Genomic DNA, 24,914 nt, shown 5'->3' with positions numbered 1-24,914 from the left:
CACAAAGTCAGAACTGCAGCACGGCCTGGAGTTCCTGTCGCTTGCGGGCCGCGAGATCGGTGAGCAGCTGAGGTCCTTCGTCGAACGGCACGACCGCGGTGACCAGGTGCTTCCGGATCGCCGGACCGTAGGCGCCCAGGAGGTCGATCGTCTCGGCCGAGAGGCGTTCGCGGTCCCACGTCGGTGTGAGGCCGCGCGGCACCCGGCCGATCTGGGCGCAGCGTACGGCCAGCCCGTTGTGGTGGAACTCCGCGCCGAGCCTGAGCTCGTCCGCGCCGCCCTGGTAGAACGCCAGGTCGATCACCGTGCCCTGCGGGCGCAGCAGCCGGAGGGCCAGGTGCAGCGACGCGGCCTGGCCCCGGCATTGGAACACCACGTCGGCCCCGCGGTCGTCGGCGGTGTGCCGCCAAGCGGTCTTCAGCGTCACGGCCGGGTCACCGGCCGCCGGGTCGAGCACGTCCAGCCCGAGCGCCGAGGCGACCTCGCGCCGGGCCGGCGTCGGATCGACGACCACTACCGACGCGGCGCCGTGCCGGCGTGCGAACAGCGCGGTCAGCAACCCCACCACACCGGCGCCGGTCACCACGACGCGTCGGCCGGCGACCCCGTCACCGAGCCCGCGCACCGCGGGGCCGTGCAGGTCGGCGGCCGCGTGCAGCAGCCCGTTGGCGCAGATCGGGCCCATGTGGGCCACGTAGATGCCCAGCAGCGGGTCCAGATCGGACGGCAGTGGGACGACGCGGTCGCGCAGCGGGTCACCGGTCCAGCCGGTCCGGTGCCCGTACGTCATCGCCACGACGGTGCCCTCGGTGACCGCCGGGGTGCGGCTCTCGACGACCTGGCCGACCTCCATGTATCCCAGCCGCCGCACCGGATAGGCCGATTCGGGGGCGCCGCCGAACAGACCCAGCACCGGGTCGAACCCCTCGTGCAGCGCCGGATTGGTGCCCTTGACGTAACTCAGCTCGGTGCCGGCCGAGATGCCGCTGTAGAGGGTGCGCACCCGGAAGGGGCCGTCGGCCACGGGTTCGTCGACGATCCCGAGCTGTCCGGGCGCGGTGACGATCAGGTTGCGGTCAGACATCGACGGTCTTTCCCGAGGCGGCCGACGCGGCCACGGCCAGCGCGAGCTCGTGGGTGCGCAAGGCCTCGGCGTACGGGACCCGGATGTCCTGCTCCTCGCCGCGGACCGCGCGGATGAACGCCGCGTCGACCGCCACCCGGGCCGACTCGGGGTCACTGTCGACAGTGGTGATGTCGTCGCCGGAACGGATGGTGAGCCCATCCTCGGCCACGGAGAGTGCGAGCCCGTCGGCGTAGATCTCCAGTCCGGCGCGTTCCTTCCAGCCCAGCACGCAGGTGGCGGCGATCGTGCCGATGGCGCCGCCGGCGAAGCGCAGGGTGGCCACGGTCGAGCCGTCGATGTCGGCCCCCGGAACCGCCGGGGGAATGCCGCTGCCCACGGCGCTGACCTGGGTGACCTCGCCGACCAGATATCTCGCCAGGTCCAGCACGTGCGCGGCCTGCTCCACCACCGGCCCGCCGGACCGGTCGCGGTGCGGCCACCAGCCCACCGGCGGCACCTTGTCGAGCCAGGCGCCGCTGACCAGCCGGACTTCACGGCCCGCGAGCAAAGCGCGAGCTTTGTCGGCAATGGCCAGATAACGCCAGTGATGGCCTACCGCAGTGAGGAGGTTACGGTCAGCGATTTCCTTGGCCAGGGCCGCTGCTATGTCCCGATCAAGGGAAATGGGCTTTTCCACGAACAGAGGCACGTCCGCGGAAATCACGGCTCGTTCGGCCGGTCCGTGCGCGAACGGCGGCACGCACACGTACACCGCATCGACCCCGTCCGAGAGAAGCGCCTCCACGTCCGGGAAGACCTTGGCCCCGTACGCCGACGCGAGCGCCTGCGCGGCGGCGGGCGCAACGTCGGTCACCCCGGCCACCTGCACATCCGGCAATCCCGAAAGCACCCGCGCATGCCGTTGAGCGACCCCGCCCGCGCCCACCAGTCCGACCCGTACCACCGTCATTGATCCCCCAGCCCTGAAAAGGCAATCGACCAGCGGACAAACTCCCCGCTCGGCTCGCGCCGAAACCTCAGACCATGTTCCGGCATCTCGCCGTTACTTGATCGCCATCTCACATCAAGATTGACCACGCTTTCGATCGGGCAGTGCATGGTCTTCCATCACGGACGTTCGGGGGTTTCATGCAGCAGGTGCAGGTCAGCGCGCTGCCCGTGGTCGAGGCCTGGGCGACTTATCGAACCAGCAACGCGGCCCAGTGGACGGCGGGGCAACTGGCTCGCGGCAAGAAGGGCTCCAGGGTCAGCGTCGTCATCCCGGCCCGCAACGAGCAGGCGACAGTCGGCGACATTGTCCGAGTCATCCGGCACGGCCTGGTCGAACAGGTGGCGCTGGTCGACGAGATCGTCGTGGTCGACTCCCGCTCGACCGACGCCACCGCCGAGGTCGCCCGCGCGGCCGGCGCCCGCGTCGTCGCCCAGGACGAGATCACCCGCCGACTGCCGCGGATGGAGGGCAAGGGCGACGCGCTCTGGGCCGGGCTGGCCGCCAGCACCGGCGACATCGTCGCGTTCGTCGACGGCGACCTGCGCGACTTCTCCCAGTCCTTCGTCACGGGCCTGCTCGGCCCGCTGCTCACCGACCGGTCGGTCGAGTTCGTCAAGGGCTTCTATCACCGGCCGCTCGTCAAGGCCGAAGGCGTCGAGGCCGACGGCGGCGGGCGGGTCACCGAGCTCGGCGCCCGGCCCCTGCTCAACCTGTTCTGGCCCGAGCTGGCCGGCTTCGTCCAGCCCCTGGCCGGGGAATACGCCGGCCGCCGGGCCACCCTCGAGCGCATCCCGTTCGTCTCCGGCTACGGCGTCGAGATCGCCATGCTCATCGACCTGCTCGACCTCGTCGGCCTGGACGCGCTGGCCCAGGTCGACCTGGGCGAGCGGCACCACCGGCACCAGAGCATCGACGCCCTGGGCCGGATGTCGGCCCAGATCATGGTGACCGCGTGGAGCCGGCTGCACCGCCGCGGCCTGGTCACCGAGCCGCTGCCGCCGAACACCCTGCTCACCCAGTTCCAGCGCGGCGCCGGCGACGGGCTGCCGCACCTGAACCGGGACATCGTGGTGACCGATGTCGGCGTCGACGAACGGCCGCCGCTGGTCACCCTGCCCCGGCAGGCGGTACGCGCGGCATGAGAGTCCTGATGAACGCCGGGCCGTGGCTGCCGGTGCCGCCGCGTGGCTACGGCGGAATCGAGAACGTCATCGCCACGCTGGTGCCCGAGCTGCGGGAACTCGGCGTCGAGGTGGTCCTGGCGACGGTCGCCGACAGCGAGCTCCCGGTCGACGAGCGGGTCGCGGTCTTCCCGCAGGGCCAGTTCCCTCAGCTGCAACGCCCGTACAACCAGGTCTGCGGGGTCGTGCCGGCCCACCAGCACGCCGTGCTCCGGCGGGTCGCGGCCGGCGACATCGACCTGGTGCACGACCATGTCGAGGCGGCCGGGCTGACCACGCTGGCCTCGCTGAGCCTTCCGTCGCTGCACACGCTGCACTGGGACCTGCAAAAGCACCCCGAGCTGTACGGGACGTTCGAGAGTCACGTCCGGGTCAACGGGGTCTCCGCCGATCAGCTCAGCCACGCCCCGGAAGCGCTGCGCCGGCACTCGGTCGGTCACGTGCACCTGGCCACCCCGCTCGCCGTCGGCGCCGACCGCAGGCAGGCCTTGCGCAAGGAGCCGTACGCCGTGGTCCTGGGTCGCGTCACCCCCGGCAAAGGCCAGGATCTGGCCGCCCGCCTGGCCCACGAGAAGGGGTTCGACCTGGTGCTGGCCGGCCCGGTCGGGCCCTGCCACAACCCGGAGGACCTGGCCGCCGCCGACCAGCAGAACCCGGACGTCGTCTTCTGGCGGGAGAAGGTCGCGCCGCACGTGGACGGCACCCGGGTGCGGTGGGTCGGGTCGGTCATGGGCAAGGCCCGCGACGAGCTGGTGGCCGGCGCCCGGGTGGCGCTGTTCCCGCTGCGCTGGAACGAGCCCGGCGGCACGGCCGTGGTCGAGTCGCTCGCCCTGGGCACGCCCGTGGTCGGCATCGCCCGCGGCTGCCTGCCGGAACTGGTCGAGCACGGCCGCACCGGTCTGCTCACCACCGACGAGGACGAACTCGGCGATCTGGTCGGGGCCGCGGACGTCATCGACGAGCGCGAGTGCCGCGAGGAGGCGGCTCGCCGCTTCACGCCCGCGGTGATGGCGGCCCAGTATCTGCGGCTGTACGAGCGCTTGATCGGGTGATCCGGCCGGACTTCCCGGCGATCCGAGCCATTATTTCCCCGTACGGTGATTGCCGGGCCCGACGTCTGGGCACTAGCTCGCCGGCTCACCATCTCATCAGGAGAAACGATGATCAACCCGCGCGTGACGCTCGACGCCGAATCTCTCGGCCCGGTAGCACAGAAGCTGCAGAAGCCCCTGGAAGAGCAGCTCACCTCGGCTTTGCAGAACGCCACGCACACCGTCGACGACAACTACACCGGCGAGAGCGTTCCCGAAGTGGTTCAGGAACTCCTGGAAGAGACGAAGGACGGCTTGCACCCCGACATCGCCGCCGCCTTCGAGCCGGACGCCGGCCAGTTGCAGGCCGTCGCCACGTCCATCGTCGACGACCACCGGTGACCTTTCGGCCGGACCTGGATCAGGCGACGCCGCCGATTCAGATCCGGCCGAAGTTCTGGGTCCAATAGATGGTTCCGTCGGAGGTGCGGGCCACGCCCACGCCGACGGCGACGCTCGAGCAGTCGAGAATGTTGGCGCGGTGGCCGGCGCTGTTCATCCAGCCGGTGACGACTTCCTGCGGCGTGCGGTAGCCGTAGGCGATGTTCTCGGCCGAGGCGCCGGTGGTGTAACCGGCCCGGGCCTCGCGGGTAACGAAGTTGCTGCCGTCCGACCCGGTGTGGCTGAAGAAGTTCCGCGCGACCATGTCGCTGCTGTGCGCCCGGGCGGCAGCGACGAGGCGGCTGTCGATGCGCAGCGCGGCGAGCAGAAGACCCGGAACGCAACTGCCGGCAACCCGAACGCCACCGCCTGAGGCCCACGAGGCGTGAGCGCCTGGCGGCACATGGCAGCGACTGCGCAACGTGGAAGTCAGAAACGTGACCGGCGTTCGCATAGCTTCGGGAGGATCCGTTTTCCGCCGTCCTCCCGGAGGGATTCCGACATGACTCAGGCTGCCGCGGTATCTAAGCCGGGGGTGCTCGCCCGGCTCAACGAACGCCATCACCGGGCCGCGCTCGGTGTCTTCATGGCGGTCACCCTGGCCCATTGGGCGGAGCACCTCGTGCAGGCCTACCAGATCTGGGTGCTGGGCCGGCCCCGCCCGCAGGCCCGCGGCATCCTCGGCCAGTTCTATCCGTGGCTGGTCTCCTCGGAGTGGCTGCACTACGGATATGCGATCGTGATGCTGGCCTTCCTGTTCCTGCTTCTTCCTGGCTTCACCGGCCGGGCCCGTACGTGGTGGACCGTGGCGCTGGCCATCCAGTTCTGGCATCACATCGAACACCTGCTGCTGCTCATCCAGGCGCAGAGCGGGCACGCGTTCTGGGGTCAGCCGGTGCCGACGAGCCTGCTGCAGCTGGTTTTCGCGCGGGTCGAGCTGCACCTGTTCTACAACTCGGTCGTCTTCCTTCCGATGATCGTCGCGGTGTATCTGCACCTGCGTCCGAGCCCGGCCGAGCAGGACGCCATGCGCTGTTCCTGTGCCGCACGCCCGAGTACGGCGTTTCCTCTTGCGTCCCGTGCGGCGTGACCCGCGACCGGGCAGCGGACGGCTGGGCCGGCATGCGCTGAGGCTCGCCCTGGTGGTGCTGATCGCCGTGGTGTCGCTGCCGGGCGCCGCCTCCGCCGATTCCGGTCCGGTTTCGGCGCAACCCGGGCCGGGGCAGGTGCTGGACGCGATGCCCGGCACGGTCGTCCTCCGGTTCGCCGAGCGGGTTTCCCGGGCCGACTCTCACATCGGTGTCTCCGGCCCCGGCGGGCAGGACCTGGCCGGTGGCGAGGCCGAGCAGTCCGGGCCGTTCGAATTGCGGCTCCCGGTGCGCCCGGCCGCGCCCGGCGACATCACGGTCGCCTATCACGTCATCTTCCTCGACGGCGGCAGCAGTACCGGTGCGTACCGGTTCAGCGCCGGCACCGGGTCGGCCCCGGCGCCGCTGTCCGGGGCGGCTCGGAGCGCGGCGACCGCGTCGGTTCAGCAGCACGTGCATCAGGTCGACACGGCCAGCGCCGTACTGCTGGTGATCGACGGCGCCGCGCTGCTCGTTGTCGTCTTCCTGCTCTGGGCGCGGCCCCGCACCGGAACGGCGGCCGCGCGCCGGTGGCGGTATCGGGAGCCCGAGGAGCTCAGCCCAGGGAGTACGCGATCTCGGTGAGGTAGCGGCCGTAGTCGGACTGGCTCATCTGCTCGCCCAGGCGGTAGCAGGCGTCGGCGTCGATGAAGCCCATCCGCAGGGCGATCTCCTCGAGGCAGGCCACCCGGACACCCTGCCGCTTCTCGATGATCTGCACGTACTGGGCGGCGGCCAGGAGGGAGTCGTGGGTGCCGCAGTCGAGCCAGGTGGTGCCGCGGCTCAGCCGGATGAGCCGCGCCCGGCCCTGCTTCAGGTACGCCTGGTTGACGTCGGTGATTTCCAGTTCGCCGCGGGCCGACGGGGTCAGGGCGCGGGCGATTTCGACGGCCTCGTGGTCATAGAAGTAGAGCCCGGTAATGGCGTGGTTGGAGCGGGGGCGGAGCGGCTTTTCCTCGATGGAGACCAGATTGCCGGCCTGGTCGATCTCGCCGATGCCGTAACGCTCGGGATCGGAGACCGGATAACCGAACAGGGTGCAGCCCGCTGTGGACGCCGCGCACTGCTGCACCATCTGGGCGAAGCCGGCGCCGTGGAACAGATTGTCGCCCAGGATGAGGGCGACCCGCTCGTTGCCGATGTGCCCGGCGCCGATCGTCAGGGCCTCGGCGATGCCGCGCGGCTCGTCCTGGACGGCGTGTGCGATGTGCAGGCCGAGCTGGGATCCGTCACCGAGCAACCGTTGCATGAGTGGCATGGCCGACGGCGTCGAGATGATCAGGATGTCGCGGATGCCGGCCAGCATCAGAACCGACAACGGGTAGTAGACGAGCGGTTTGTTGTAGACGGTGAGCAGTTGTTTGGACGTCACCCGGGTCAGCGGGAACAACCGGCTTCCGGTCCCACCAGCCAATACGATCCCCTTCATGCTTAAGTAATATATAGCAATTAGCGCCTGCTGCAACCAAAGGATCGTTCCGCTTGATAAATACATAGTTGAAAGCCAATATCGGAGTTACCCCCGTTGGCCGGGACCCGTTCTCGGCCGGAACGAAAGGAACGACGATGTCAGCCAAGCGGATAGTGCTGTTCGTGGCGGCCGGGCTCACCGGCCTGGCCCTGCTGGTGAGTACCGGGCTGTTCTACGCCCTGCGGACCGAGGAGAAGCCGGCTGTCGCCCAGCCGCAGGTCTCGGCGACCGACCGGATGAGGGCCGTGCTCGTGCCGCCGGCCCAGCAACCCGAGGGCACCTCGGTGCAGGAGATGGACGTCAAGCAGGCCGCGGCCGCGCACATGTTCGACGTGCCGACCGGCTTCACGTTCTCGCCGACGACCTGTGTGCGATACCTGGAGGACGCCATCGGCAGTCCCGGCGACTATCCGGGCTGGGTGCAGTTCGGCGTGGGGCCGAAGAACGCCAAGGGAGACGCCGGTAGTTTCTCCGCGATGGCGCTGGCCACGCCCGGCGGTGTCGACCTCGCCAAGATCGAGCAGAGCGCCCGCGCCTGCGCGTCCGGGCGCATGTCGCTGGCCAAGGTGAAGGTCAACGCCACGGTGAAGCTGGCCGGCTACCAGGCCCGCACGCTGCCCGGCGCGCAGACTCTCGGCCTGACCATCACCACGGCCTTCGACGCCGGCACCACGGCGGCGCAGCGGGCCGCGGCGGTCGGGACGTGTCAGGTGCCCACCGAGCCGCAGCCGAACCTCGAGCTGGTCTCGTACTCCTGTGCCGAGGCGGCCAAGAAGGACATGGCGAAGAAGACGACCGACGTACGGTACGCGGCGTACCTGTCCTACGGCGGCGTGCTGGTCGAGGCCTGTGCGGTGAGCGCCGCGGAGGCCGACGCGATGATCACGGCGGCCTATGAGCGTGCCCGCGAGGTGGCGGGTCGCTGACCTACGCCGAGACGCGCCGTCCGGGCTTCAGAGCTCGGGCGGCGCGTCTCGTTCAGTGCCCGTGCAGCTCGCGCTCGGGGCGCCCGACGTAGTACACGCCCTCTTCGTGATTGCCGTAATAGGCATGGAATCCGGCCCGCAGGCACAGCGACACCTGCGTGCGGCGGGGCGCCGGATCGACCGGCCGGCCGAGCCGCACCGCGTCGAGAACCGCCGGGATGTCGTACGCGAAAGGCTCCTCGGCCCGGCGGTAGTGCGGCTCGCCGGCGATGTCCACCACCGGCAGGTCGATCGGGGCCGCCTCGGGCGGATCGAACACGGGCCGGGTCAGCAGGTCGTACCGGAAGACCTCGGTCAGCAGCTCGGCCTGTTCGGGCGGCAACTGCGGCTGGATCACCTCGGACCACCAGGCGGTGAGCAGCTCGTCGAGCCCGGGCTCTCCGTAGAGTTCGCGCAGGAAGGCCGGTACGGCGCCCGGCTGGCGTTCCAGCCGGACGGCCAGCGCGTTCAGCCGCACCGCGGCCGGATGGGTGCCGGCCTCGAACCACTTGATCATGCCGCGGATCACCGCCGACTGGGTGAGCCCGGCCAGCACCCGCAGCGGCGCCCAGATGTGCCGGAACACCAGATGCTCGGCCATTGCGCGGGCGAAGAGGATGAACCGCTTCATCTCCAGGTTTTCCGCCACGGTCATGTTGCGGTGCGCCAGAACGTACTCGAAATCGTCGTTCTCGCCCCGCACCGTACGGAATCCGTACCGTTCCTTGTTGTCGGCGTAGTCGGTGTTGGGCAGCAGCAACAGGGGATAGACCGCGATGCGGGTCATGTACGTGGCCAGCTTGTCGTAGCCGGAGAAGAACGTGTCGACGGTTTCCCCGGGCGAGCCCCAGATGAGCTCGGCATAGGTGTCCAGGCCCTCGTCCCGAAGCCAGGCGACCAGATCCTCCCAGTCGTTGAGCTTCATGTTGCGGCGGTTCATCAGGTTCAGCGCGGGCTCGTTGAGCGTCTGCAGGGCGAGCGTGAACGAGCTGCGCATCCCCGCCTGTTTCATCCGCCGGACGATGTCGTAGAAGACCGCGGATTTGTTCTTGGCCCAGGACCCTTCGACCGAGCGGGGATGGCCGAACCGGTCACGGGTGCGGATGACCTCTTCGACGAATTCCAGGTCCTGCCGCAACAACCCGAGGTTGGCGTCGCACAGCACCACGGTGTGCACCTTGTAGTGGGCGAAAAGCTCGAGTTCGGCGCGCAGCCGGTCCATCGAGAACGCCCGGACCTTCTGACCGACCGCGCCGCCCCAGTAACAGAAGGCGCACCGGTACGGGCAGCCGCGGTTGGTCTCCATGAGCGCCACGTCGTAGCGGAACTCGCCGCGATGGTCGGTCATCGGAATGGCGCCGGTCAGGAATGGCGACGGAATGCTGTTGAGGTCCTGGATCCGTTCCGGCACCGGGGTGGTCAGCACCTTTCCCGGCTCCAGCAGCAGGCTGATGCCGCCGACGCCGGTCAGCTCGGCCGGCTTGCGCGCGGCCAGGTAGGACAGCAGCAGATCGCGGAAGACGAATTCGCCCTCGCCGTTGACCACCACGTCGACCTCGGGATACTGCCGGTAGACCCGCTCGGCCTGGTTGGCCACATGGGTGCCGCCGTAGATCACCCAGCCGTCGGGGCGGATCTGCTTGTAGGTCTCGGCCAGCGCGCCGAAGGTGTGGTAGTTCCAGCCGAGGACCGAGAAGGCGAGCACGTCCGGGGCCTGGCCGCTGAACAGGGTCTCGGCCATGACGGTGACCGTGTGCCGGCCCCCGAAGTTGAAGATCCGGATGTCCATCTCGTCGCGGATGTTCTCGTCGGCGAGCGCCGTGGCCTTCAGATAACCGGCGGCCAGCGGCATGGACTCCTTGGGCATGTCCCAGATGCCCTGCTGGACGATCCAGACCGTGCGTTTGCGGGCCATGTCCACCACCGTCACTCAGGCCGCACGGCGAGGGAACGCCCGGCGATCGACCGGATCCACCAGTACAGGCCGCGGGCCAGACAGACGGCGGTGAGCGCGAAGAACAGGGTGTAGACGACGTTGAAGACCATCAGGACCCCGTACGTCATGCCGACCGCGGAGCCGAACATGAACTGCGCCCAGCCCGACCGTGGCGTCGTGCCCGGGTCGGTGATCATGTAGTTGGTGAACAGCACGAAGGCCACCCCGGTCACCACCGACAGGGCGGTCCAGAGCCCGGCATCCCAGATGTAGTGCCGCAGCAGGGCCTGGATGACGAAGGAACCGACCCAGCCGACGATGAGCGGGATCTTCTTCGTCAGCAACGCGTTGATGACCGTGCCCGCCGTCGCGATGACCAGCGGGATGTAGATCGAGATGACGTCGGGGACGAGCTCGGTGAACTCGTACGGCGGCGCGATGGCGATCCACGACGAGAAGGCGAGCAGCGTGACGGTGATGCCGAAGTTGGACGGGTTCATGAAGTGCCGCATCCGGCCCTCGATCGGCGCCCGCAGCACGTATTTGGCTCCGATGGCGACGACCACCCCGAAGGCGACGGCCGCGAACCGGTCGTTGGTGTAGAGCAGCATGTTCACGGCCAGTGCGGTGATGTGCGCCGGGAGCAGATAGACGTAGAGGCCGCGCAGGCCGTTGCCGAGGAACGCCGCTTTCCGCCGGGACGCCCAGGCCGAGGCGGCCTCGAGGAAGATCTCCACCGCGTACGCCGTGGCCACCGCGAACAGCGGATAGGCCCAGGGCTGTTCGAAGCCGAGGACGGTGTAGCCGAGGATGTTGAACACCGAGATGGAGATGGCGAAGTTGCGCAGGGCCAGATATCGAGGGTCGCGGGCCGGAGCCGCCGGAGTGGCTGGAGCGGCCGGTCCCGGTGGGGGAGTCACCGCCGGGGTGGGCGGCTCGCGGAGCTCGAGCGGGGCGCTGTCGGTGCGTACCTGCCGCGTGTCGGTCATTCCGCCATCTCCTGGGCGATCGTCGTGAGCATCAGGTCGTGCCAGCCGGGCGTGAGCTCCAGCGACTGGGTGTGGACCGATCCGGTGGTGTCACGCCAGCTGAGCTCGGCCTTGACCGGTCGCCCGGCGGCGTCGCCCAGTCCGAAGTAGACGTCGAAGCTGCGCTTGCCGGAGTGGCCGCCGCCACCGTCCAGCTGGGCCAGCTGCACCTGTCCGTCGGCCCGGGTGATCCGGACGACCGCGCCGTAGGCCGGTGTGCCGTGGGCCGGGGCGGGCTGTCCGGCGGCAGGGGTGGCCGGGCGGCGCAGGCGTAGTCCGACGAAGTCGTCCTTCGCGGGCCGGGTGTTGCGGAAATAGACCGGGGCGCACCACTGGCAGGCGACCACGAGGTCCTGGGCGCCGGTTCCGCTGGTGTCGGCGACGGCGATGCCGCGCGTCGGACCGGCGACATCGACTCCGGTCTCGCGGGCCAGGTTCACGTACCGGCCGTTGGGCTCACGCACCCACAGAGCCATCGGCTGCTTGCCCGCGATGTCGTCGCCGGCCCCCGCCTTCGGCCAGGCCGCCGGGTTCTGCAGCAGCACGTCATTGGTCATGGCGAGTTCCTGCAGCCAGGCCCAGCGGTCGATATTGCCGTTGACGAATCCCGTGGTCTGTACGACCGACAGATTTCCGCTGTTGTCGAAATCGGCGGTCTTGGCGTCCCATCCCCAGCCCGCCCAGGCCGCATTCATCGCCGACGCCTTGTTGACGAACGGCGCCTTGCCGCTATTCAGCTTGGTGCGCGCCTCGGTCGCGTCGGCGGCGGTGTTGGACCACAGGAAGTTGCTTTCCTGCAGGCCCCAGGCCGTGGTGATGTTGCTGACGAACATGTCGAATCGACCACTGTTCTGCAGGTCGGCGAAATCGACTCCCATTCCCTTGAACGAGTCGTGCCCGAGGACCGAGGATTTGGGCGTCAGGGGGTCGCGTTCGCCCGAGGTGAGAGCGAAACGGATGCGCCCGGGCGTGGAGACATTGTGGAACAGGCGGTCGTTGCCGAAGTCGTTGGCGACGTAGAGCTCGGGCAGCAGATCGGCGTCGAGGTCGGCCGCGGACGCCGCGAGTGTCCAGCCGGTGGCCACCGCCGGATCGACGGCCCGCGGCTCCTCCTCGAACGTCGCCGAGGGGCTGGCGCCGGTGGTCGCGCCGGTCCAGCGCATGATGTGGGCGCCGCCTCCGTTCCGGGCGTGCGACATCGAGTGGTTCATCTCGACGTTCGGCTGGCCGATCGGATCGAGCACGGCCGAGTCCGGGAAATAGTTGAAGACGCCGAGGTCGGCGTGGCCGTCCCCGTCGTAGTCGGCCACGTTGACGGCGTTGGTGTTCCAGAGCAGGCCGTGGTATTTCCCGTCGGCCGACGACCGTGCGGCCGGAATCAACTCGGTGGGCAGATAGGCCGCTTTGCTCAGCGCGCCCGCGCCGGGCCGGCTCATGAACAGCACCGGCGTACGGCCCCAGTAGTAGACGAGCAGGTCGGTGCGCCCGTCGGTGTTGAAGTCGCCGGGCACGCAGCCCATCGGCGCCATCGTGGTGCTGACCGGCAGCGGCGCGGGATCGAGCACGAACGGTGGGTAGCGGTCGCCGGTGCCGGGCACCGGCGTGACGATCACGGCGTCGCTGCGCGAGTCCACCAGGCACAGGTCGTTCGCGACGCCCGTGCCGGACAGGTCGTTGACCGCCACCGCCGAGCCGACCGAGGAGATCCACGCCCGGATGTGGTGGAAGCTCGGGTTCACCTGGCGGATCGTGTTCCGCGGCAGACCGGGTGGCAGCGCGATCGGCATCTCGGTAAAGGCGAAACGCGCGGCCAGGGAATCGCGAGTATCGGCCGACGCAACGGGTATTCGCGCGATGGCGAATGTCGTGGCGATCAGAACGAGAACGAGGACGCCGGGCAGCAGCCGGCGGCTCGTATCGTTGATTCGTGATGTCACAGGTCCCCCAAATAGCGCCGCGGTTGGTCCCGTCCCTGAGGATTCTTCCCGTTCGCGTGGGGGCGAAGTTCTCGCGAATTGCTTTGGTGGTGCCGAATAGGGTTCAGGCCGGCGCCCAGGGCAGACTGACCGCGGTCACGGTGCCGCCCGGAAGCCAGTCGGCGGCGACCGCGCTGCCATGCCGGTGCGGCGTCAGCAACGGGTCGCCGGGAATGAAGACCCGGGACGCGGCGTACAGGCGTACCGGTGCGGTGCCCGGCTCGCCTTCCCCCCAACCTTGAAAGCCGGCCGCGGAAGGTGGCTCGCCGGGAAACCGGGTGGCCAGCGCGGTCAGGTAGGCGCGCGACTCCGGCGCGCGTGGATCGAAGCGCAACGGGATCTGCAGGGCGGCGGGCACGGACAACAGCGGTGTGGCGAGCAACCAGGGAGCCAGGTAGACCGCTTCGGCCCGGGTGCGGCCGCCGGTCACGTCACGGATCGCCGTTTCCGCCGCCGCCCAGCCGGCCAGCACCAGCACGGGACGGCCGGTGACGGCGGGCGTGGTCGCGATTTGCAGTCGCGCTGCTTCGGCCCGCACGAGGCGCGCGGCCGCCGAGCTGCGCGGTGAGTCATCGGTGACCAGGCCCATCGCCGTTGTCCCGCGCTGCGCCAGGAACCGGACCGTGGCCCGCAGCGCCGCGGCGTCGGCCGGATCGAGCCGGTCGGCGGGACACGACAGCACCGGCCCGCTCCGGGCCGACAGCAGCCGGCCGAGTGCCTGACTGGCGCACTCCGGGCCGTCGGGACCGGAGAGGTCCGCGGTCTCGCTTCCGGTGCCGGCGTCGACGGTGAGCCAGCCGCCCTCGCGGCCCGCGCCGACCCACAGCCGGCTGCGTCCGGCCGGCAGGCTCACCTCGGCCCAGGCGCCGGCTGCGCCCGGCCGGTCGGCGCCGGTCACCGCGCGCGTGGCGTCCGCGCCGACCGCCGTGGCGCCCGGCCCGAGGTGCACCAGATTGCGACCGGGCCGGCCGGGCACCACGAGCACGGAGACCGGCCGGCCGGTCACGCTGACCGTGGCCAGCACCGGTTCGCCGGGCCGGGCCGGTGCCGGCGCCGACGGCAGCACGGCTGTGCCGGCGGACATCAGCACCACCCCGGCCGCGCCGAGCATCTGCGGACGACGGGGGACCGGGTAACCCCGCAGCACCGAGGTCAGCCAGATCAGGCAGACCAGCGTCAGGGTGCCCCGCACGGCCACCATCGCCACCGGCCAGCCGGCGGCCGTCCCGGCCCGGTCCAGCACCAGCTCGGCGCTCCAGGCGGCCGTCACCGTCAACGCGCCGGCCAGGCCGAGAATCCGGGAGTGCCGGGCGCCGGGGGCGCTCACCGCGCCCCACCACAGCGCGACCGCGACCTGTTGCACCATCGCCAGGCCGAAGCGAACGGGCTCGTCGAGACCGGCCAGGACGCCACCCACCACGGCCGCGACGACCAGGCCGGACGCGACGGCGGTCCGTCGACGGTCGAAAGTGGACGGCAAAGCCAGGATCGCGGCGGCCAGCACGGCCGCTACGGCGTACGGGAGATGGCCCAAGGCGGCGAGCAGGACCAGGGCGGCGCCGGTGAGCCCGGCCGCGACGCGGGGAAATCGGGCGTCGCCGCGAAAGAGGGCCGCTCCCGCCACGTACGCGGTGCCGGCCTGGACGAGGACGGTCGAGCCGAGGATGGCGACGACAGAGACGGTCACATCGAAGCACTCTAGGTTATTAAACAAGACCAGTCCATGGCCGCGTTCAGGGCCCTGCATTTTCTAGACTGGTTGATAAATCGATAGTAGCGTACGGGCAGCCTACCGCGTCCTTGTCAACCGCTAGGTCCCTCCAGGAGCATCTCGTGCCCGTTCTCCAGGCCTCACCTTCCCGTGCCCGCCGGCTGACTGCCGCGCTGCTCGCACCCGTCCTGGCGATCGCCGCCGCCGGTCTCGGGCCGGCCGTGCCCGCCTCGGCCGTCCCCGACGGCTCTCCCATCTCGACGATCCCGTCCAGCGTCCGGGCCTCGGACGGCCGGGTGTACAGCATTACCAACCACCTGACCGCGCTGGGCCGGCAGGCCCGCGAAGCCCGGCGCAGCCAGAAGGAATGGCTGCTGCTCTGGGCGGGCGACCTGACCAACAACGAGCCCGGCCCGACGACGACCAACGAGCCGGACTTCCTCGCGGTCCTCGACGCCACCAAGGGCTCGCCCACGTACGGCACCGTGGTCAACACGGTCACCATCGACGACGTCTTCGGCAACGAGCCGCATCACCTGCAGTACCAATGGCACCAGGGCGACAAGGTGTACGCCAGCGGACTGTTCACCGACACGACGTTCGTCTTCGACGTCAAGCACCTCCCCGAGGTGCGGCTCAGCGGCATCACCCCGCCGTCCGCCACCCGGTGCGGCACCGCGCCGGCCAGCTACGAGGTGCTCGCCGACGGCACCGCGTACGGCACCATGCTCTCGCCCGGCCCGGTCGCCGGTCCGTGCCGGTACTCCGACGGGCAGGTGAGGGTCGGCAACGGCGCCTACGGCACGCCGGGTGAGCTGATCCGGGTCGCACCCAACGGGCGGGTGCTGTCCGAGGTGCCCACCTCCGCGGCCGCCGGTGAACCCGGCACCCCGATCCCCCCGTCGCCGCTGTTTCCCGACGCGCCCGAGACCAGCACCTGCGTGACCATCCCCGCGCTGCCCCGGCCCAGCTGCGCCAACCCGTACGGGCTGGCCGTGCGGGAGGACCTCAACCGGATGGTCATCGCCGACTTCGCCGAGCCGCACAACACCATCGGCGGCAGTCCTTCGCCCCTGTTCAGCCTGCGCGACACGGCGCGGGTGATGGACATCAGCAATCGCAACCGCCCGAAGCTGGTGTCGTGGCAGCACCTGCCGAAGGGCCCGCGCCCGGAGCCGGACGTGCGGATGACCGAAGGAATCGGTTCGATGGAGGCGGCGGTGACGCACCGGCCGAACCACCGCGGCGCCTTCGTGGCCAGCGCCAACGGCGCCATTTTCTACACGCCCGACATCACCGTGCCCAACCCGGCCTGGCGCCAGATCTACGACGACACGAACGCGTTCAAGAAGATCATCCCGGTTGACACGCCGACGCCGAACGCCGACGCGGGCACCTGGATCCAGGTCAGCCCGGACGACAAATACCTGTACCACACCGTGATGGGCGGAGGCGCCTTCTCACCCGGCGACACCCACACCGGGATGCTCTACGCGCTGGACATCCGCAAGCTGCTGGCCGCCGGCCGGAACGTCACCTGCAAGATCGACACACTGCCCGAGGTCGCGGCGGGCGGCGCCGAGGCGGACTGCCCGACGCTGTCCAGCGTCGTGCCGATCTACGACGGAACCACCGGCGGGCCCCAGGCCGGCGTCATGGACACCTTCCACCCCGGCCGGGACGGGCTCTATCGGGAGACCGCGGAGGTGGGCCGCATCGCGGTGTCGCAGTACTGGACCGCCTTCACCTATCACGACGGCAACCACACGGTCTGCATGTACGACGTCGACGCCGGTGGCAGCCGGCTGAAGCGCGACGAGACCTTCCGCGACGAGGTCCTCGGCACGCCGTGCGTCGACTTCCGCCGGGCCGCCTGGCCGCACGGCGCCACCGGCGAGGCCCGGCCGCACGGCCTGCTGTTCGTCGTGGCCGACAAGGACCTGCGTTAGCCGAACCCGCCCGATACAAGGAGCAACAGTGAAGAAAGTCAGACTCCATCCCTGGGCCCGGCGGATCGGTGCCGCGGGGACAACCCTCGCCGTGCTGCTCGGCGTCTCGGTCACCGATGCTGGTGTGGCCGCGCCGGGCGGGGACGTGACCACGCAGGCCTTCAGCGTCCGCGGCCCGGACGGCCAGGAATACCGGGTGACCAACCACCTCACCGGCGCGATCCGGCGCGAGCTGGGCCGGGGCCGCGCGCACGAGTGGCTGCTGGTGTGGGCCGGTGACTCGAGCGCCAACGCGCCCAACCCGAGCACGACCGAACCCGATTTCCTCGCGGTCGTCGACGTCACCAAGGGCTCGCCGACCTACGGGCACGTGGCCAACACCGTCACCCTCGGCCCGACCATCGGCAACGAGCCGCACCACCTGCAATACCAATGGCACAAGGGCGACACCGTGTTCGCCGGGGGCCTGCTGTCGGACATCACGTACGCGTTCGACGTCAGCGCCCTGCCCGTGGTGCGCCTGCGCGGAGTCGCGCCGTCGACCGCCACGCCGTGTGGCTCGGCGCCGGACGCCTATCAGGTCCTGTCCGACGGCACCGCGTACGCCACCTATCTGGGCGGGCCCGACGTGGCCGGCTCGTGCCGCTACTCGGACGGCCAGACGCGCGTCGGCAACGGCTTCGCCGGCACGCCCGGTGAGATCGTGCGGCTGAGCCCGAACGGCCGGGTGCTGTCCGAGGCGCCCGCCGCGTCGACCGTCGACGAGGGGGCGACCTGCGGCAGCATCCCGGCCCTGCCGACCCGCAGTTGCGCCAACCCGCACGGCATCTCGGTCCGTGAGGATCTGAACCGGCTGGTGCTCAGCGACTATGCCGAGGCCCGCAATCTGATCGGCGGGGTCCTGCCCGAGGGGCCGCCGATCATCCGCGACACCGTACGGGTCTTCGACATCAAGAACCGCAACCATCCCAAGCTGCTGTCGGTGTCGCACCTGCCGGCCGGCCCGCGCCCGGTGCCCGACCCGATCCTGGGCGAGGGGTACGGCGTCATGGAGGTCGCGATGACCAACAAGGCGAATCACCGGGGCGCGTTCGCCGCCACCCTCAACGGGGCCGTCTTCTACACCCCCGACATCACCGTGGCCCGCCCGCAGTGGCGGGAGGTCTACGACGACTACAACGCCTTCAAGGCGCTCTTCCCGACCGACACCCCGGCCAGCGCCATCGACGGCGGCTCGTGGCTGCAGGTGAGCCCGGACGACCGCTATCTCTACCACCTGGTGCTCGGCGGCGGCTACGGCTCTCCGGGCGACACCCACACCGGCATGCTGTACGCCCTCGACATCCGCAAGCTGCTCGCCGCGGGCAACCGGAGCACGTGCAAGATCGACACTGTGGCCGAGACCGAGAAGGGCGGCGCCGAGCGTGACTGCCCCACGCTGGCCAGCACGGTGGGCATCTACGACGAGACCATGGGCGGGCCGCACTGGGCCACCATGGACACGTTCAAGCTGGGCCGCGACGGCCGCTACCGCGAGACCGACCAGACTCAGCGGATCGCCACCTCGGAGTACTTCCTGGCGGCGACCGGCACCGACGGCAACCACAAGGTCTGCCTGTTCGATGTCGGGGTGGCCGGGCAGCTGACGGCCGACACGTCCTTCCGCGACGAGGACACGGGCACGCCCTGCCTGAACTTCAACCGGCCGGCCTGGCCGCACGGCGCGACCGGCGACGCGCGGCCGCACGGACTCCTGTTCGTGGTGGCCGACAAGGACATCCGATAGAGGACGCACAGAGGCGAGGGGGGGGGGGGGGGTGACGGGCCCCCCGGGCCGCCGGGGCGCGCCCGCCCCCGCGCGCCCCCCGCCCCCCTTGTGGTGGGGGCCAAAAAGCAAAACCATATCGCGCCCCCCCGGGGCGGGGGGGGGGCCGGCCACCCCGCCCCCCCCGTCGCCTCGGCGGATCTTGAGGCGTCTTTCCTGACTGGACCCGACCTGCGCCGGGCCCGGTCAGGAAACACGCCTCAGCCAGCGGTTGATGATCGGCTCGAGCGGCGCGGTGTCGATGTAGTGCAACTTGTAGCGGCCCCGGCGGCTGGTCATGATCAGGCCGGCCGCCTCCAGCACCACGAGATGCTGCGAGATGGCCTGCCGGGTCGAGGACAGCCCGTGCCGGGTGGCCAGGCGGGCGCAGAGCTCGGCGAGAGACTGTCCGTTGTGGTCGCTCAGCTCGTCGAGGATCGAACGGCGAGTCGGGTCGGCCAGCGCCTTGAAGACATCGCCCATATACAGAAAGTTATGCAAGTATAAGGTTGCCTGTCAATGGGTGCCGGCTCAGACGCCGTAGCCGGAGCCGACGATCTGCTGGGCGCTGCGGCCGTAGAAGGCCGGGTCGCCCGGCTTGGTGCCGAGCCCGTCGACGTAGCGGTTGAACATGCAGAACGCGGCCGCGATGAGCACCGTGTCGTGGATCTCGAGGTCGGTCGCCCCGTCGGCCCGGGCCTGCTCGACGAGCTCGGCGCCGACCGTGCGCCCACCGGCCTGCACGGCGGCCGCGATCCGCAGCAGCGCCCGCAGCTTGGCGGTGACCGGCGCGTCGTCCGGGGCCTCGCGGACCCGCTGCACCAGCTCGGCGCCGCCGGGCAGTTGCGCGGCCGCGAAGGCGGAGTGCGACGAGCAGCAGAAACCGCAATGGTTCAAGCCGGAGACGTACGCGGCGATGAGTTCCCGCTCGCCCGGGGTCAGCGGATGCGGCGTGCTGCGCAACAGCACCTCGGCCAGGTCGTTGAGGGGCTTGGCGGTCTCCGGCCGATAGCGCATCAGGCCGATGATGCCGGGACTCTCGCTCTCGTCCAGGCCGAGATCGATGTGGGCCATGGGTTCCTCCCCGTCTGAGCGGCGTACCCGCTCAGGCTAGGTGGCGCGCCTGCGGCCGCGCGCCTCGCAGATTGCCCAGCATCGATGTGCTCAGAGCAGCGCGCGCAGGCACAACAGCAGGCTGCGGGCCTCGATGTTGACCTGATAGCTGGCCGGCACCAGCGCGGCCAGCTGACCGGCGGTGAGCCAGGTGTAGTCCGGGGGAGTGTCGAGCGGGAAGTCGTCGCCGACCTCGAGCACGACGTGCCGGGTCAGGGCGTGGAAGAACCGTCCGCCCTCCTCCGACTGCACCGCGTCGTAGTGGACCCGGCCCGCGCCGGACAGCACGAGATCGAGGTAGGGCGGCCGTGGCCGGTGCGGGTCTCCGATGAAGTTGTCCGGGGTGCACTGCACCGTCGGGCCGAGCTCCACCGTGTCCCGGTATCCCGGCCGCAGGTCGGCGTGGACGAGCAGATGCGGTACGCCGCCCACGCGGCGCACGACGAAGGCCACCAGGCCGGTGCCGCACGGCGCCAGCAGGGGCTGCTGCCATTGCCGCACCTCACGATTGCTGGCCTCGACGGACACCCCGATGATGCGGAAGTACCGGCCGGCGTGGTGGCGGATCGACTCGCGGTCGCGCAGCCAGCCGGCCACCTCGGAGAGCGGCACCGTCCGGGTGCTGAGCGAATAGCACGACTTGCGCTCGGTGAGCCAGCTGCGGGCCTGGATGAGCGGCCGCCAGGCGCCCTCGTCCAGGCATCGCAGACTCTCGCCGAGCGCGCCGCCGAAACCGTCGCCGTCGCCGGTCGGCTCGCCGGTCATCGGCAGGCAGGCCAGCACCGTACGGGCGTCCATGTTGACGACGTTGCTCCGGTGCAGCAGGGCGAGGAGCTGGCCGAGGCTCAGCCAGATGAAGTCCTCGTGGGGTTCGACGTCCTCGTCCACCTCGATGACGATGTTGCGGTTGCGCTTGCCCCGGAACCACGAGCCCTGCTCGGACTGGAGCACGTCGACGAGGACCCGGCCGCGGGACGGCCCGATGAAATAGTCCACATAACGGGACGTGCCTCCGTTGTGCGTACGCAGGTAGTTGCTCGGCGTCGCCTGCACGGTGGGCGACAACTGCATCCCGTTGACGTTGCCGGGCTCCATCTTGGCCTGCATGAGGAAGTGCAGAACGCCGTCGATCTCCCGGACCAGGATGCCGAGGATGGCACGGTCGGGCTGGTGGATGATCGGCTGCCACCACTGCTCGTGCGGGCCGTAATCGGTGGTGACGTGCATGCCCTCGATGCTGAAGTAGCGGCCACTCACGTGGCGCAGGTCGCCGGTGTCCGCCGCGAAGTGCCAGCCGTTGAGGTCGGCGAACGGCACGGGCCGTACGCGGAACGGGTTGCGCCGGCGGCGCTCGGCCAGCCAGTCCTCCACCGTCTCGGGTGATCGGGGCAGATGCCGGGCGGAGGCGGCGAGCCGGTGCGGCAGGTCACGGGCGTAGGCCAGCGCTGTCCCGGGTGCGGCGAGGTCGCCCATGTGCCCCTCCAACTCTTCCGTCGACTTTACTATCATGTAGCAGTTGAGGGGCGTCAAGCGGACTGGTCGGCATTTCGGAAGCGCGCATTAGGCAAGTCTGGACTAATATAAGCCGCACGCATATCTTGTAGGCCTTCGAGGACGAAGCAGCAACCGTGATCGGATCGGAGCGGACATGACCGCCGAAACCGCATTGGCCATCAGCGCCACGGACCTGGTGAAAACGTACGGCGAGGTTCGTGCCCTGGATGGCCTGAACCTCTCGGTGCCGTCCGGCACCACGTTCAGCGTGCTCGGCCCGAACGGGGCCGGCAAGACAACCGCTATCAAAATCATGACCGCTCTGCTGCGGCCGGATTCCGGCTCGGTGCGGGTCTTCGGCCACGACGTCGTGCGCGAGGCGGACGCCGTACGCCGGCGGATCGCCCTGACCGGGCAGACCGTCTCGCTCGACGACGATCTGACCGGTGTGCAGAATCTGCTGCTGGCCGCGCGGCTCAAGGGCATCCGGCCGGCGGCGGCGGCCCGCCGGGCGGCCCGGCTGATCGAGACGTTCGACCTCGTCGAGGCCAAGGACAGGCTCCTCAAGACGTACTCCGGCGGTCAGCGCCGCCGCATCGACATCGCGGCCAGCCTGGTGGTCACCCCCGACCTGCTGGTGCTGGACGAGCCGACCACCGGTCTCGACCCACACAGTCGCGCCGATGTGTGGGAAATGATCCGGGCCCTGGTGGCCCGGGGCAGCACGGTGTTGCTGACCACCCAGTACCTCGAGGAGGCGGACCAGCTCTCCGACCGGATCGCCCTGATCGACCAGGGCCGGATGGTCGCCGAGGGCACCCCGAGCGAGCTGAAGTCCCGTCTGGCCACCAGCACGCTGCGTGTCGGGCTGCGTGACCACGATCAGCGGGCCGCGGCCGAGCGCGTGCTGGCCCGGGTGCTCGGCACGCAGGTGACCCACGACCCGGCCGGGCAGCGGCTGTCGGCGCCGGCCGAGGACCCGCTGCGGGCCGCCCAGGCGCTGGGTGAGCTGGCCGGCGCCGGCGTCGAGGTCAGCGACTTCTCGCTCGACCAGCCGCCGCTGGACGAGGTGTTCCGTGCGCTCACCGGCCGGCGGGCGCAGACCGACGACCGTGCGGAGGCACGCGCGTGACCACACTCGACGGACTCTTCGATGAGGCGGACTCCCGCACCGGCAAGGCGGGCGCCCTCTACGCCTCCCGCACCTTTGCCTGGCGCGGACTGCTGAAGATCAGGAACGTGCCGGACCAGCTCGGCACCGCGGTGATCGCCCCGATCGTGCTGACCGTGGTGTTCACCTATCTGCTCGGCGGCGCCATCGCCGGCTCACCACGTGAGTACCTTCAGTTCTTCCTGCCCGGCGTGATCGTCATCGTGCTCGTGTCGCAGAGCTGGAACAGCGCCTTGTCGCTGAACCGGGACATCGCGACCGGCATGTTCGACCGGGTGCGGTCGTCGGCGATCTGGCGTCCGTCGGTCATCGTCGGCGCCCTGGCCGCGGACGTCTTCCGATACTTGCTGACCTCGGTCGTCGTGCTGCTGGTCGGACTCCTGCTCGGGTTCCGCCCGCAGGGTGGCGTGTCCGGTGTCCTGCTGTCCTTGCTGTTCCTGCAGCTGTTCATGTTCTGCGTGGCGTGGGTGTGGATGCTGTTCGCCGTTCTCATCAAGCAGCCCGAGGCCCTGCAGGGTCTGCTGTACCCGCTGCAGTTCCTGCTTCTGTTCGGCAGCAACGCGATGGCGCCGTCGGAGTCCATGCCGGGCTGGCTCGCCGCCGTGGTCAAGGCCAACCCGGTCTCGCACGCCAACACCGTGGTCCGCGGCCTCATGCACGGCACGGTGACCGCCGGAGAGGTCGGCGCCGCCCTGCTCTACTGCGCCGCGCTGGTCGTGCTCTTCGGAGTGCCGACCGCGTTGATCTACAGCCGCAAGGAAGGCTGAGCGGCCACTACCCCCATCGAGTGTCATCAAGATGTAGTTGCCAGCCGGTAGCTATATGGTGTTAAAGCAAAGCGGGCCAGGTGGCATCGCCACGCAAGCGCGGTTCCACCGTGGTCCGTCCGTCGTCCGGCGCAGGGAAGCGCCGGCGCCCCCGGATGGAGAAACATGACTGACAGCGAGAAGAAGCACCCCGTCGACCAGACCGAGCGCGAGCTCGGACGTCGCAAGATCGCCGAGGGCGACGCGCGATCCGCGATCATGCGACGCGTCTACCCGGCCCCCATCGGCGAGGTCTGGGCCGCCCTCACGGAGCCCGACCGCATCAACCGCTACTTCCTTCCGGTGAGCGGGGAGCTCGAGGAGGGCGGTCACTACGCGATCGAGATGAACGCCGATGGCGAGGTTCTCAAGTGTGACAAGCCGAACCTTCTGCGGTTGTCCTGGAACGTGCAGGAGGGCGTGGCCGACGAGGTCGAGATCCGTCTGAAGAAGGTCAAGGGCGGCACCCAGCTCGAGCTCGAGCACTCGTCGGTGCGGGACACCTTCGTGTCCAGCGACCCCAAGACCGGCGACTGGGGCATCGGCGCCGGCTGGGAGCTCCCGCTGAAGTATCTCGGCCTGTACCTGGCCGGCGAGCTGCCCAACAAGCCCTCCCTCGAGTGGTACGAGCCGACCGAGGAGGACGCCAACCTCAGCCGTGACGCCGGGATGGCCTGGTCCCAGATCCTGGAGACGGCCTACGTCGCGCTGCTCAAGCAGAAGAAGTAGGCGGCTGTCCAGGTGGTGGTCCGGTGCGCCGGGCCGCCACCTGACGATCGGGAGGCGGGCGTCATGGCACACGATTCCCTCACCGCGGACGGCACCGGATCCGCTTTCGACCGTGCGGCCGGGGAATGGCTCGCCTGGCAGCGCACGCCCTGGGCGCGGGTGTATTACGCCCTGGTCCAGCACGTCCTCGGCGCGGTCGTGGATGATTCCCGGCCGCTCGACGTGCTGGATGTCGGCGGAGCCAACGGCGCCGACTCCCGGCCGCTGCTCGCGGCCGGCCACCGGGTGACCATTCTCGACTCGTCCGTGGCCCTGCTCGCCGAGGCCCGGGCCGCGCTCGGCCGCGACGACCCCGGCCGCGACCGGTTGCGTACCGAGCGGCGCGACCTCGACGACGGGGAGCCCCTGCCCCTCCCCGACGGTCGCGACGGATGGGACGTGGTGCTGTGTCACAACGTCCTGCACTATCGGAGCGACCCGGCGGAGCTGGTCGAGCGGCTTCTGGCCGCGGCCCGGCCCGGGGGAGTGCTGTCGCTCATCGCCCCCAATCCGGCGATGGACGTGCTCGCCGCGGCGATCCGGGACCGTGACCCCGGCCGCGGGCTCGAGCTGCTGGGCGCCGCGACCCGCGACTCGGTGACGGTCGGCGTGCCGATGCGCCGTCTGGAGAGCTCGGTCGTCGAGGCGGCGATTCACGCGGCGGGCGCCACCGTGACCGCTCGCTACGGACTGCGCGCGGTGGTCGACCTCGTGGCCGACGAGGAGATCAAGCGTGACCCGGCCTGGCTGGACCGCACGCTGACGCTCGAGCGGGCTCTCTGCGCGCTGCCGCCTTATCGCGACATCGCCCGTTTCTGGCAGTTGACCGTCCGGCGGCCGGTATCAGCCAGCGTCTAACTGGTA

The 24,914-nt window shown here is 70.0% G+C and carries 23 protein-coding genes; 12 read left to right on the top strand and 11 right to left on the bottom strand.

What is annotated here, in order from left to right; all coding sequences use genetic code 11:
- Positions 1-7: 7 nt before the first annotated feature.
- Complete coding sequence (locus ACZ3I4_RS43975; RefSeq protein ID WP_465388106.1) at positions 8-1,084, bottom strand: zinc-dependent alcohol dehydrogenase; 1,077 nt, start codon at positions 1,082-1,084, stop codon at positions 8-10.
- Positions 1,077-2,036, bottom strand: coding sequence for a Gfo/Idh/MocA family protein (locus ACZ3I4_RS43970; RefSeq protein WP_465388105.1), 960 nt, complete (start codon positions 2,034-2,036; stop codon positions 1,077-1,079). The genes ACZ3I4_RS43975 and ACZ3I4_RS43970 overlap by 8 nt, the downstream gene beginning before the upstream one ends.
- A 179-nt stretch (positions 2,037-2,215) precedes the next feature.
- On the opposite strand from ACZ3I4_RS43970, the gene ACZ3I4_RS43965 reads away from it, so the two are divergent.
- The 3 genes from ACZ3I4_RS43965 to ACZ3I4_RS43955 all read left to right on the top strand — a co-directional run bounded on the left by ACZ3I4_RS43965 (position 2,216) and on the right by ACZ3I4_RS43955 (position 4,692).
- Positions 2,216-3,220: a glucosyl-3-phosphoglycerate synthase gene (locus tag ACZ3I4_RS43965; RefSeq protein WP_465388104.1), complete on the top strand. Its 1,005-nt coding sequence runs from the start codon at positions 2,216-2,218 to the stop codon at positions 3,218-3,220.
- Positions 3,217-4,311 (top strand): glycosyltransferase, encoded by a 1,095-nt coding sequence (locus tag ACZ3I4_RS43960; RefSeq protein WP_465388103.1) that lies wholly within the window; start codon positions 3,217-3,219, stop codon positions 4,309-4,311. Before ACZ3I4_RS43965 ends, ACZ3I4_RS43960 begins: the two co-directional genes overlap by 4 nt.
- A 108-nt stretch (positions 4,312-4,419) precedes the next feature.
- Positions 4,420-4,692 (top strand): hypothetical protein, encoded by a 273-nt coding sequence (locus tag ACZ3I4_RS43955; RefSeq protein ID WP_465388102.1) that lies wholly within the window; start codon positions 4,420-4,422, stop codon positions 4,690-4,692.
- A gap of 37 nt (positions 4,693-4,729) precedes the next feature.
- Here the strand turns inward: ACZ3I4_RS43955 and ACZ3I4_RS43950 are convergent, their stop codons facing one another.
- Positions 4,730-5,185: a CAP domain-containing protein gene (locus tag ACZ3I4_RS43950; RefSeq protein ID WP_465388101.1), complete on the bottom strand. Its 456-nt coding sequence runs from the start codon at positions 5,183-5,185 to the stop codon at positions 4,730-4,732.
- 48 nt (positions 5,186-5,233) lie between these two features.
- On the opposite strand from ACZ3I4_RS43950, the gene ACZ3I4_RS43945 reads away from it, so the two are divergent.
- Positions 5,234-5,821 (top strand): hypothetical protein, encoded by a 588-nt coding sequence (locus tag ACZ3I4_RS43945; RefSeq protein ID WP_465388100.1) that lies wholly within the window; start codon positions 5,234-5,236, stop codon positions 5,819-5,821.
- Positions 5,811-6,443 carry a copper resistance CopC family protein gene (locus ACZ3I4_RS43940; protein ID WP_465388099.1) on the top strand — a complete coding sequence of 211 codons (633 nt, stop codon included), beginning with the start codon at positions 5,811-5,813 and terminating at the stop codon, positions 6,441-6,443. The genes ACZ3I4_RS43945 and ACZ3I4_RS43940 overlap by 11 nt, the downstream gene beginning before the upstream one ends.
- Here ACZ3I4_RS43940 and rfbA read toward each other — a convergent pair.
- Positions 6,415-7,287: a glucose-1-phosphate thymidylyltransferase RfbA gene (gene rfbA / locus ACZ3I4_RS43935; protein WP_465388098.1), complete on the bottom strand. Its 873-nt coding sequence runs from the start codon at positions 7,285-7,287 to the stop codon at positions 6,415-6,417. The genes ACZ3I4_RS43940 and rfbA overlap by 29 nt on opposite strands.
- A 137-nt stretch (positions 7,288-7,424) precedes the next feature.
- Between rfbA and ACZ3I4_RS43930 the strand changes: the two genes are divergently transcribed.
- Entirely contained in the window at positions 7,425-8,255 is an 831-nt protein-coding gene (locus ACZ3I4_RS43930; RefSeq protein ID WP_465388097.1) for a hypothetical protein, read from the top strand.
- Positions 8,256-8,307: 52 nt separating this feature from the next.
- On the opposite strand, the gene ACZ3I4_RS43925 is transcribed toward ACZ3I4_RS43930, so the two are convergent.
- From ACZ3I4_RS43925 to ACZ3I4_RS43910, 4 genes are all read right to left on the bottom strand, one after another.
- Entirely contained in the window at positions 8,308-10,209 is a 1,902-nt protein-coding gene (locus ACZ3I4_RS43925) for a KedN5 family methylcobalamin-dependent radical SAM C-methyltransferase (RefSeq protein WP_465388096.1), read from the bottom strand.
- Between the two features lie 11 nt (positions 10,210-10,220).
- Positions 10,221-11,219: an enediyne biosynthesis protein gene (locus ACZ3I4_RS43920; protein WP_465388095.1), complete on the bottom strand. Its 999-nt coding sequence runs from the start codon at positions 11,217-11,219 to the stop codon at positions 10,221-10,223.
- Positions 11,216-13,195 carry a CRTAC1 family protein gene (locus tag ACZ3I4_RS43915; protein WP_465388094.1) on the bottom strand — a complete coding sequence of 660 codons (1,980 nt, stop codon included), beginning with the start codon at positions 13,193-13,195 and terminating at the stop codon, positions 11,216-11,218. The genes ACZ3I4_RS43920 and ACZ3I4_RS43915 overlap by 4 nt, the downstream gene beginning before the upstream one ends.
- Before the next feature lie 103 nt (positions 13,196-13,298).
- Positions 13,299-14,921 (bottom strand): hypothetical protein, encoded by a 1,623-nt coding sequence (locus tag ACZ3I4_RS43910; RefSeq protein WP_465388093.1) that lies wholly within the window; start codon positions 14,919-14,921, stop codon positions 13,299-13,301.
- Between the two features lie 146 nt (positions 14,922-15,067).
- On the opposite strand from ACZ3I4_RS43910, the gene ACZ3I4_RS43905 reads away from it, so the two are divergent.
- Complete coding sequence (locus tag ACZ3I4_RS43905) at positions 15,068-16,894, top strand: hypothetical protein (protein ID WP_465388092.1); 1,827 nt, start codon at positions 15,068-15,070, stop codon at positions 16,892-16,894.
- Between the two features lie 28 nt (positions 16,895-16,922).
- A complete protein-coding gene (locus tag ACZ3I4_RS43900) occupies positions 16,923-18,680 on the top strand; it encodes a hypothetical protein (protein WP_465388091.1) in 1,758 nt (585 codons plus the stop codon).
- A gap of 225 nt (positions 18,681-18,905) precedes the next feature.
- On the opposite strand, the gene ACZ3I4_RS43895 is transcribed toward ACZ3I4_RS43900, so the two are convergent.
- The 3 genes from ACZ3I4_RS43895 to ACZ3I4_RS43885 all read right to left on the bottom strand — a co-directional run bounded on the left by ACZ3I4_RS43895 (position 18,906) and on the right by ACZ3I4_RS43885 (position 21,284).
- On the bottom strand, positions 18,906-19,181 hold the full coding sequence (locus ACZ3I4_RS43895) for an ArsR/SmtB family transcription factor (protein WP_465388090.1): 276 nt from the start codon (positions 19,179-19,181) through the stop codon (positions 18,906-18,908).
- Positions 19,182-19,229: 48 nt separating this feature from the next.
- Positions 19,230-19,772: a carboxymuconolactone decarboxylase family protein gene (locus ACZ3I4_RS43890; protein WP_465388089.1), complete on the bottom strand. Its 543-nt coding sequence runs from the start codon at positions 19,770-19,772 to the stop codon at positions 19,230-19,232.
- A gap of 90 nt (positions 19,773-19,862) precedes the next feature.
- Positions 19,863-21,284 (bottom strand): NDP-hexose 2,3-dehydratase family protein, encoded by a 1,422-nt coding sequence (locus ACZ3I4_RS43885; RefSeq protein ID WP_465388088.1) that lies wholly within the window; start codon positions 21,282-21,284, stop codon positions 19,863-19,865.
- 175 nt (positions 21,285-21,459) lie between these two features.
- Between ACZ3I4_RS43885 and ACZ3I4_RS43880 the strand changes: the two genes are divergently transcribed.
- The 4 genes from ACZ3I4_RS43880 to ACZ3I4_RS43865 all read left to right on the top strand — a co-directional run bounded on the left by ACZ3I4_RS43880 (position 21,460) and on the right by ACZ3I4_RS43865 (position 24,908).
- Complete coding sequence (locus tag ACZ3I4_RS43880) at positions 21,460-22,437, top strand: ATP-binding cassette domain-containing protein (protein ID WP_465388087.1); 978 nt, start codon at positions 21,460-21,462, stop codon at positions 22,435-22,437.
- Positions 22,434-23,243 carry an ABC transporter permease gene (locus tag ACZ3I4_RS43875; RefSeq protein WP_465388086.1) on the top strand — a complete coding sequence of 270 codons (810 nt, stop codon included), beginning with the start codon at positions 22,434-22,436 and terminating at the stop codon, positions 23,241-23,243. Before ACZ3I4_RS43880 ends, ACZ3I4_RS43875 begins: the two co-directional genes overlap by 4 nt.
- Positions 23,244-23,408: 165 nt before the next feature.
- Positions 23,409-24,011 (top strand): SRPBCC family protein, encoded by a 603-nt coding sequence (locus ACZ3I4_RS43870; RefSeq protein ID WP_465388085.1) that lies wholly within the window; start codon positions 23,409-23,411, stop codon positions 24,009-24,011.
- A 63-nt stretch (positions 24,012-24,074) separates the two neighbouring features.
- The gene (locus tag ACZ3I4_RS43865; RefSeq protein ID WP_465388084.1) at positions 24,075-24,908 is read left to right on the top strand and encodes a class I SAM-dependent methyltransferase; all 834 of its coding nucleotides are present in this window, start codon (positions 24,075-24,077) and stop codon (positions 24,906-24,908) included.
- The last annotated feature ends 6 nt before the right edge of the window (positions 24,909-24,914 follow it).

This window comes from Actinoplanes sp. NPDC021490 (genome assembly GCF_055562135.1).
Note: the sequence above shows the minus strand (reverse complement) of the source record. Positions and strands in the feature narration are given on the sequence as shown.

What these genes read in the sequence shown, in the direction of transcription:
- ACZ3I4_RS43945 (WP_465388100.1), top strand. Translation starts at nt 5,234, where the DNA reads ATGACTCAGGCTGCCGCGGTATCTAAGCCGGGGGTGCTCGCCCGGCTC.
- ACZ3I4_RS43965 (WP_465388104.1), top strand. Translation starts at nt 2,216, where the DNA reads ATGCAGCAGGTGCAGGTCAGCGCGCTGCCCGTGGTCGAGGCCTGGGCG.
- ACZ3I4_RS43970 (WP_465388105.1), bottom strand. Translation starts at nt 2,036, where the DNA reads ATGACGGTGGTACGGGTCGGACTGGTGGGCGCGGGCGGGGTCGCTCAA.
- ACZ3I4_RS43960 (WP_465388103.1), top strand. Translation starts at nt 3,217, where the DNA reads ATGAGAGTCCTGATGAACGCCGGGCCGTGGCTGCCGGTGCCGCCGCGT.
- ACZ3I4_RS43950 (WP_465388101.1), bottom strand. Translation starts at nt 5,185, where the DNA reads ATGCGAACGCCGGTCACGTTTCTGACTTCCACGTTGCGCAGTCGCTGC.
- ACZ3I4_RS43895 (WP_465388090.1), bottom strand. Translation starts at nt 19,181, where the DNA reads ATGGGCGATGTCTTCAAGGCGCTGGCCGACCCGACTCGCCGTTCGATC.
- ACZ3I4_RS43975 (WP_465388106.1), bottom strand. Translation starts at nt 1,084, where the DNA reads ATGTCTGACCGCAACCTGATCGTCACCGCGCCCGGACAGCTCGGGATC.
- ACZ3I4_RS43930 (WP_465388097.1), top strand. Translation starts at nt 7,425, where the DNA reads ATGTCAGCCAAGCGGATAGTGCTGTTCGTGGCGGCCGGGCTCACCGGC.
- rfbA (WP_465388098.1), bottom strand. Translation starts at nt 7,287, where the DNA reads ATGAAGGGGATCGTATTGGCTGGTGGGACCGGAAGCCGGTTGTTCCCG.
- ACZ3I4_RS43955 (WP_465388102.1), top strand. Translation starts at nt 4,420, where the DNA reads ATGATCAACCCGCGCGTGACGCTCGACGCCGAATCTCTCGGCCCGGTA.
- ACZ3I4_RS43890 (WP_465388089.1), bottom strand. Translation starts at nt 19,772, where the DNA reads ATGGCCCACATCGATCTCGGCCTGGACGAGAGCGAGAGTCCCGGCATC.
- ACZ3I4_RS43920 (WP_465388095.1), bottom strand. Translation starts at nt 11,219, where the DNA reads ATGACCGACACGCGGCAGGTACGCACCGACAGCGCCCCGCTCGAGCTC.
- ACZ3I4_RS43925 (WP_465388096.1), bottom strand. Translation starts at nt 10,209, where the DNA reads ATGGCCCGCAAACGCACGGTCTGGATCGTCCAGCAGGGCATCTGGGAC.
- ACZ3I4_RS43865 (WP_465388084.1), top strand. Translation starts at nt 24,075, where the DNA reads ATGGCACACGATTCCCTCACCGCGGACGGCACCGGATCCGCTTTCGAC.
- ACZ3I4_RS43870 (WP_465388085.1), top strand. Translation starts at nt 23,409, where the DNA reads ATGACTGACAGCGAGAAGAAGCACCCCGTCGACCAGACCGAGCGCGAG.
- ACZ3I4_RS43880 (WP_465388087.1), top strand. Translation starts at nt 21,460, where the DNA reads ATGACCGCCGAAACCGCATTGGCCATCAGCGCCACGGACCTGGTGAAA.
- ACZ3I4_RS43885 (WP_465388088.1), bottom strand. Translation starts at nt 21,284, where the DNA reads ATGGGCGACCTCGCCGCACCCGGGACAGCGCTGGCCTACGCCCGTGAC.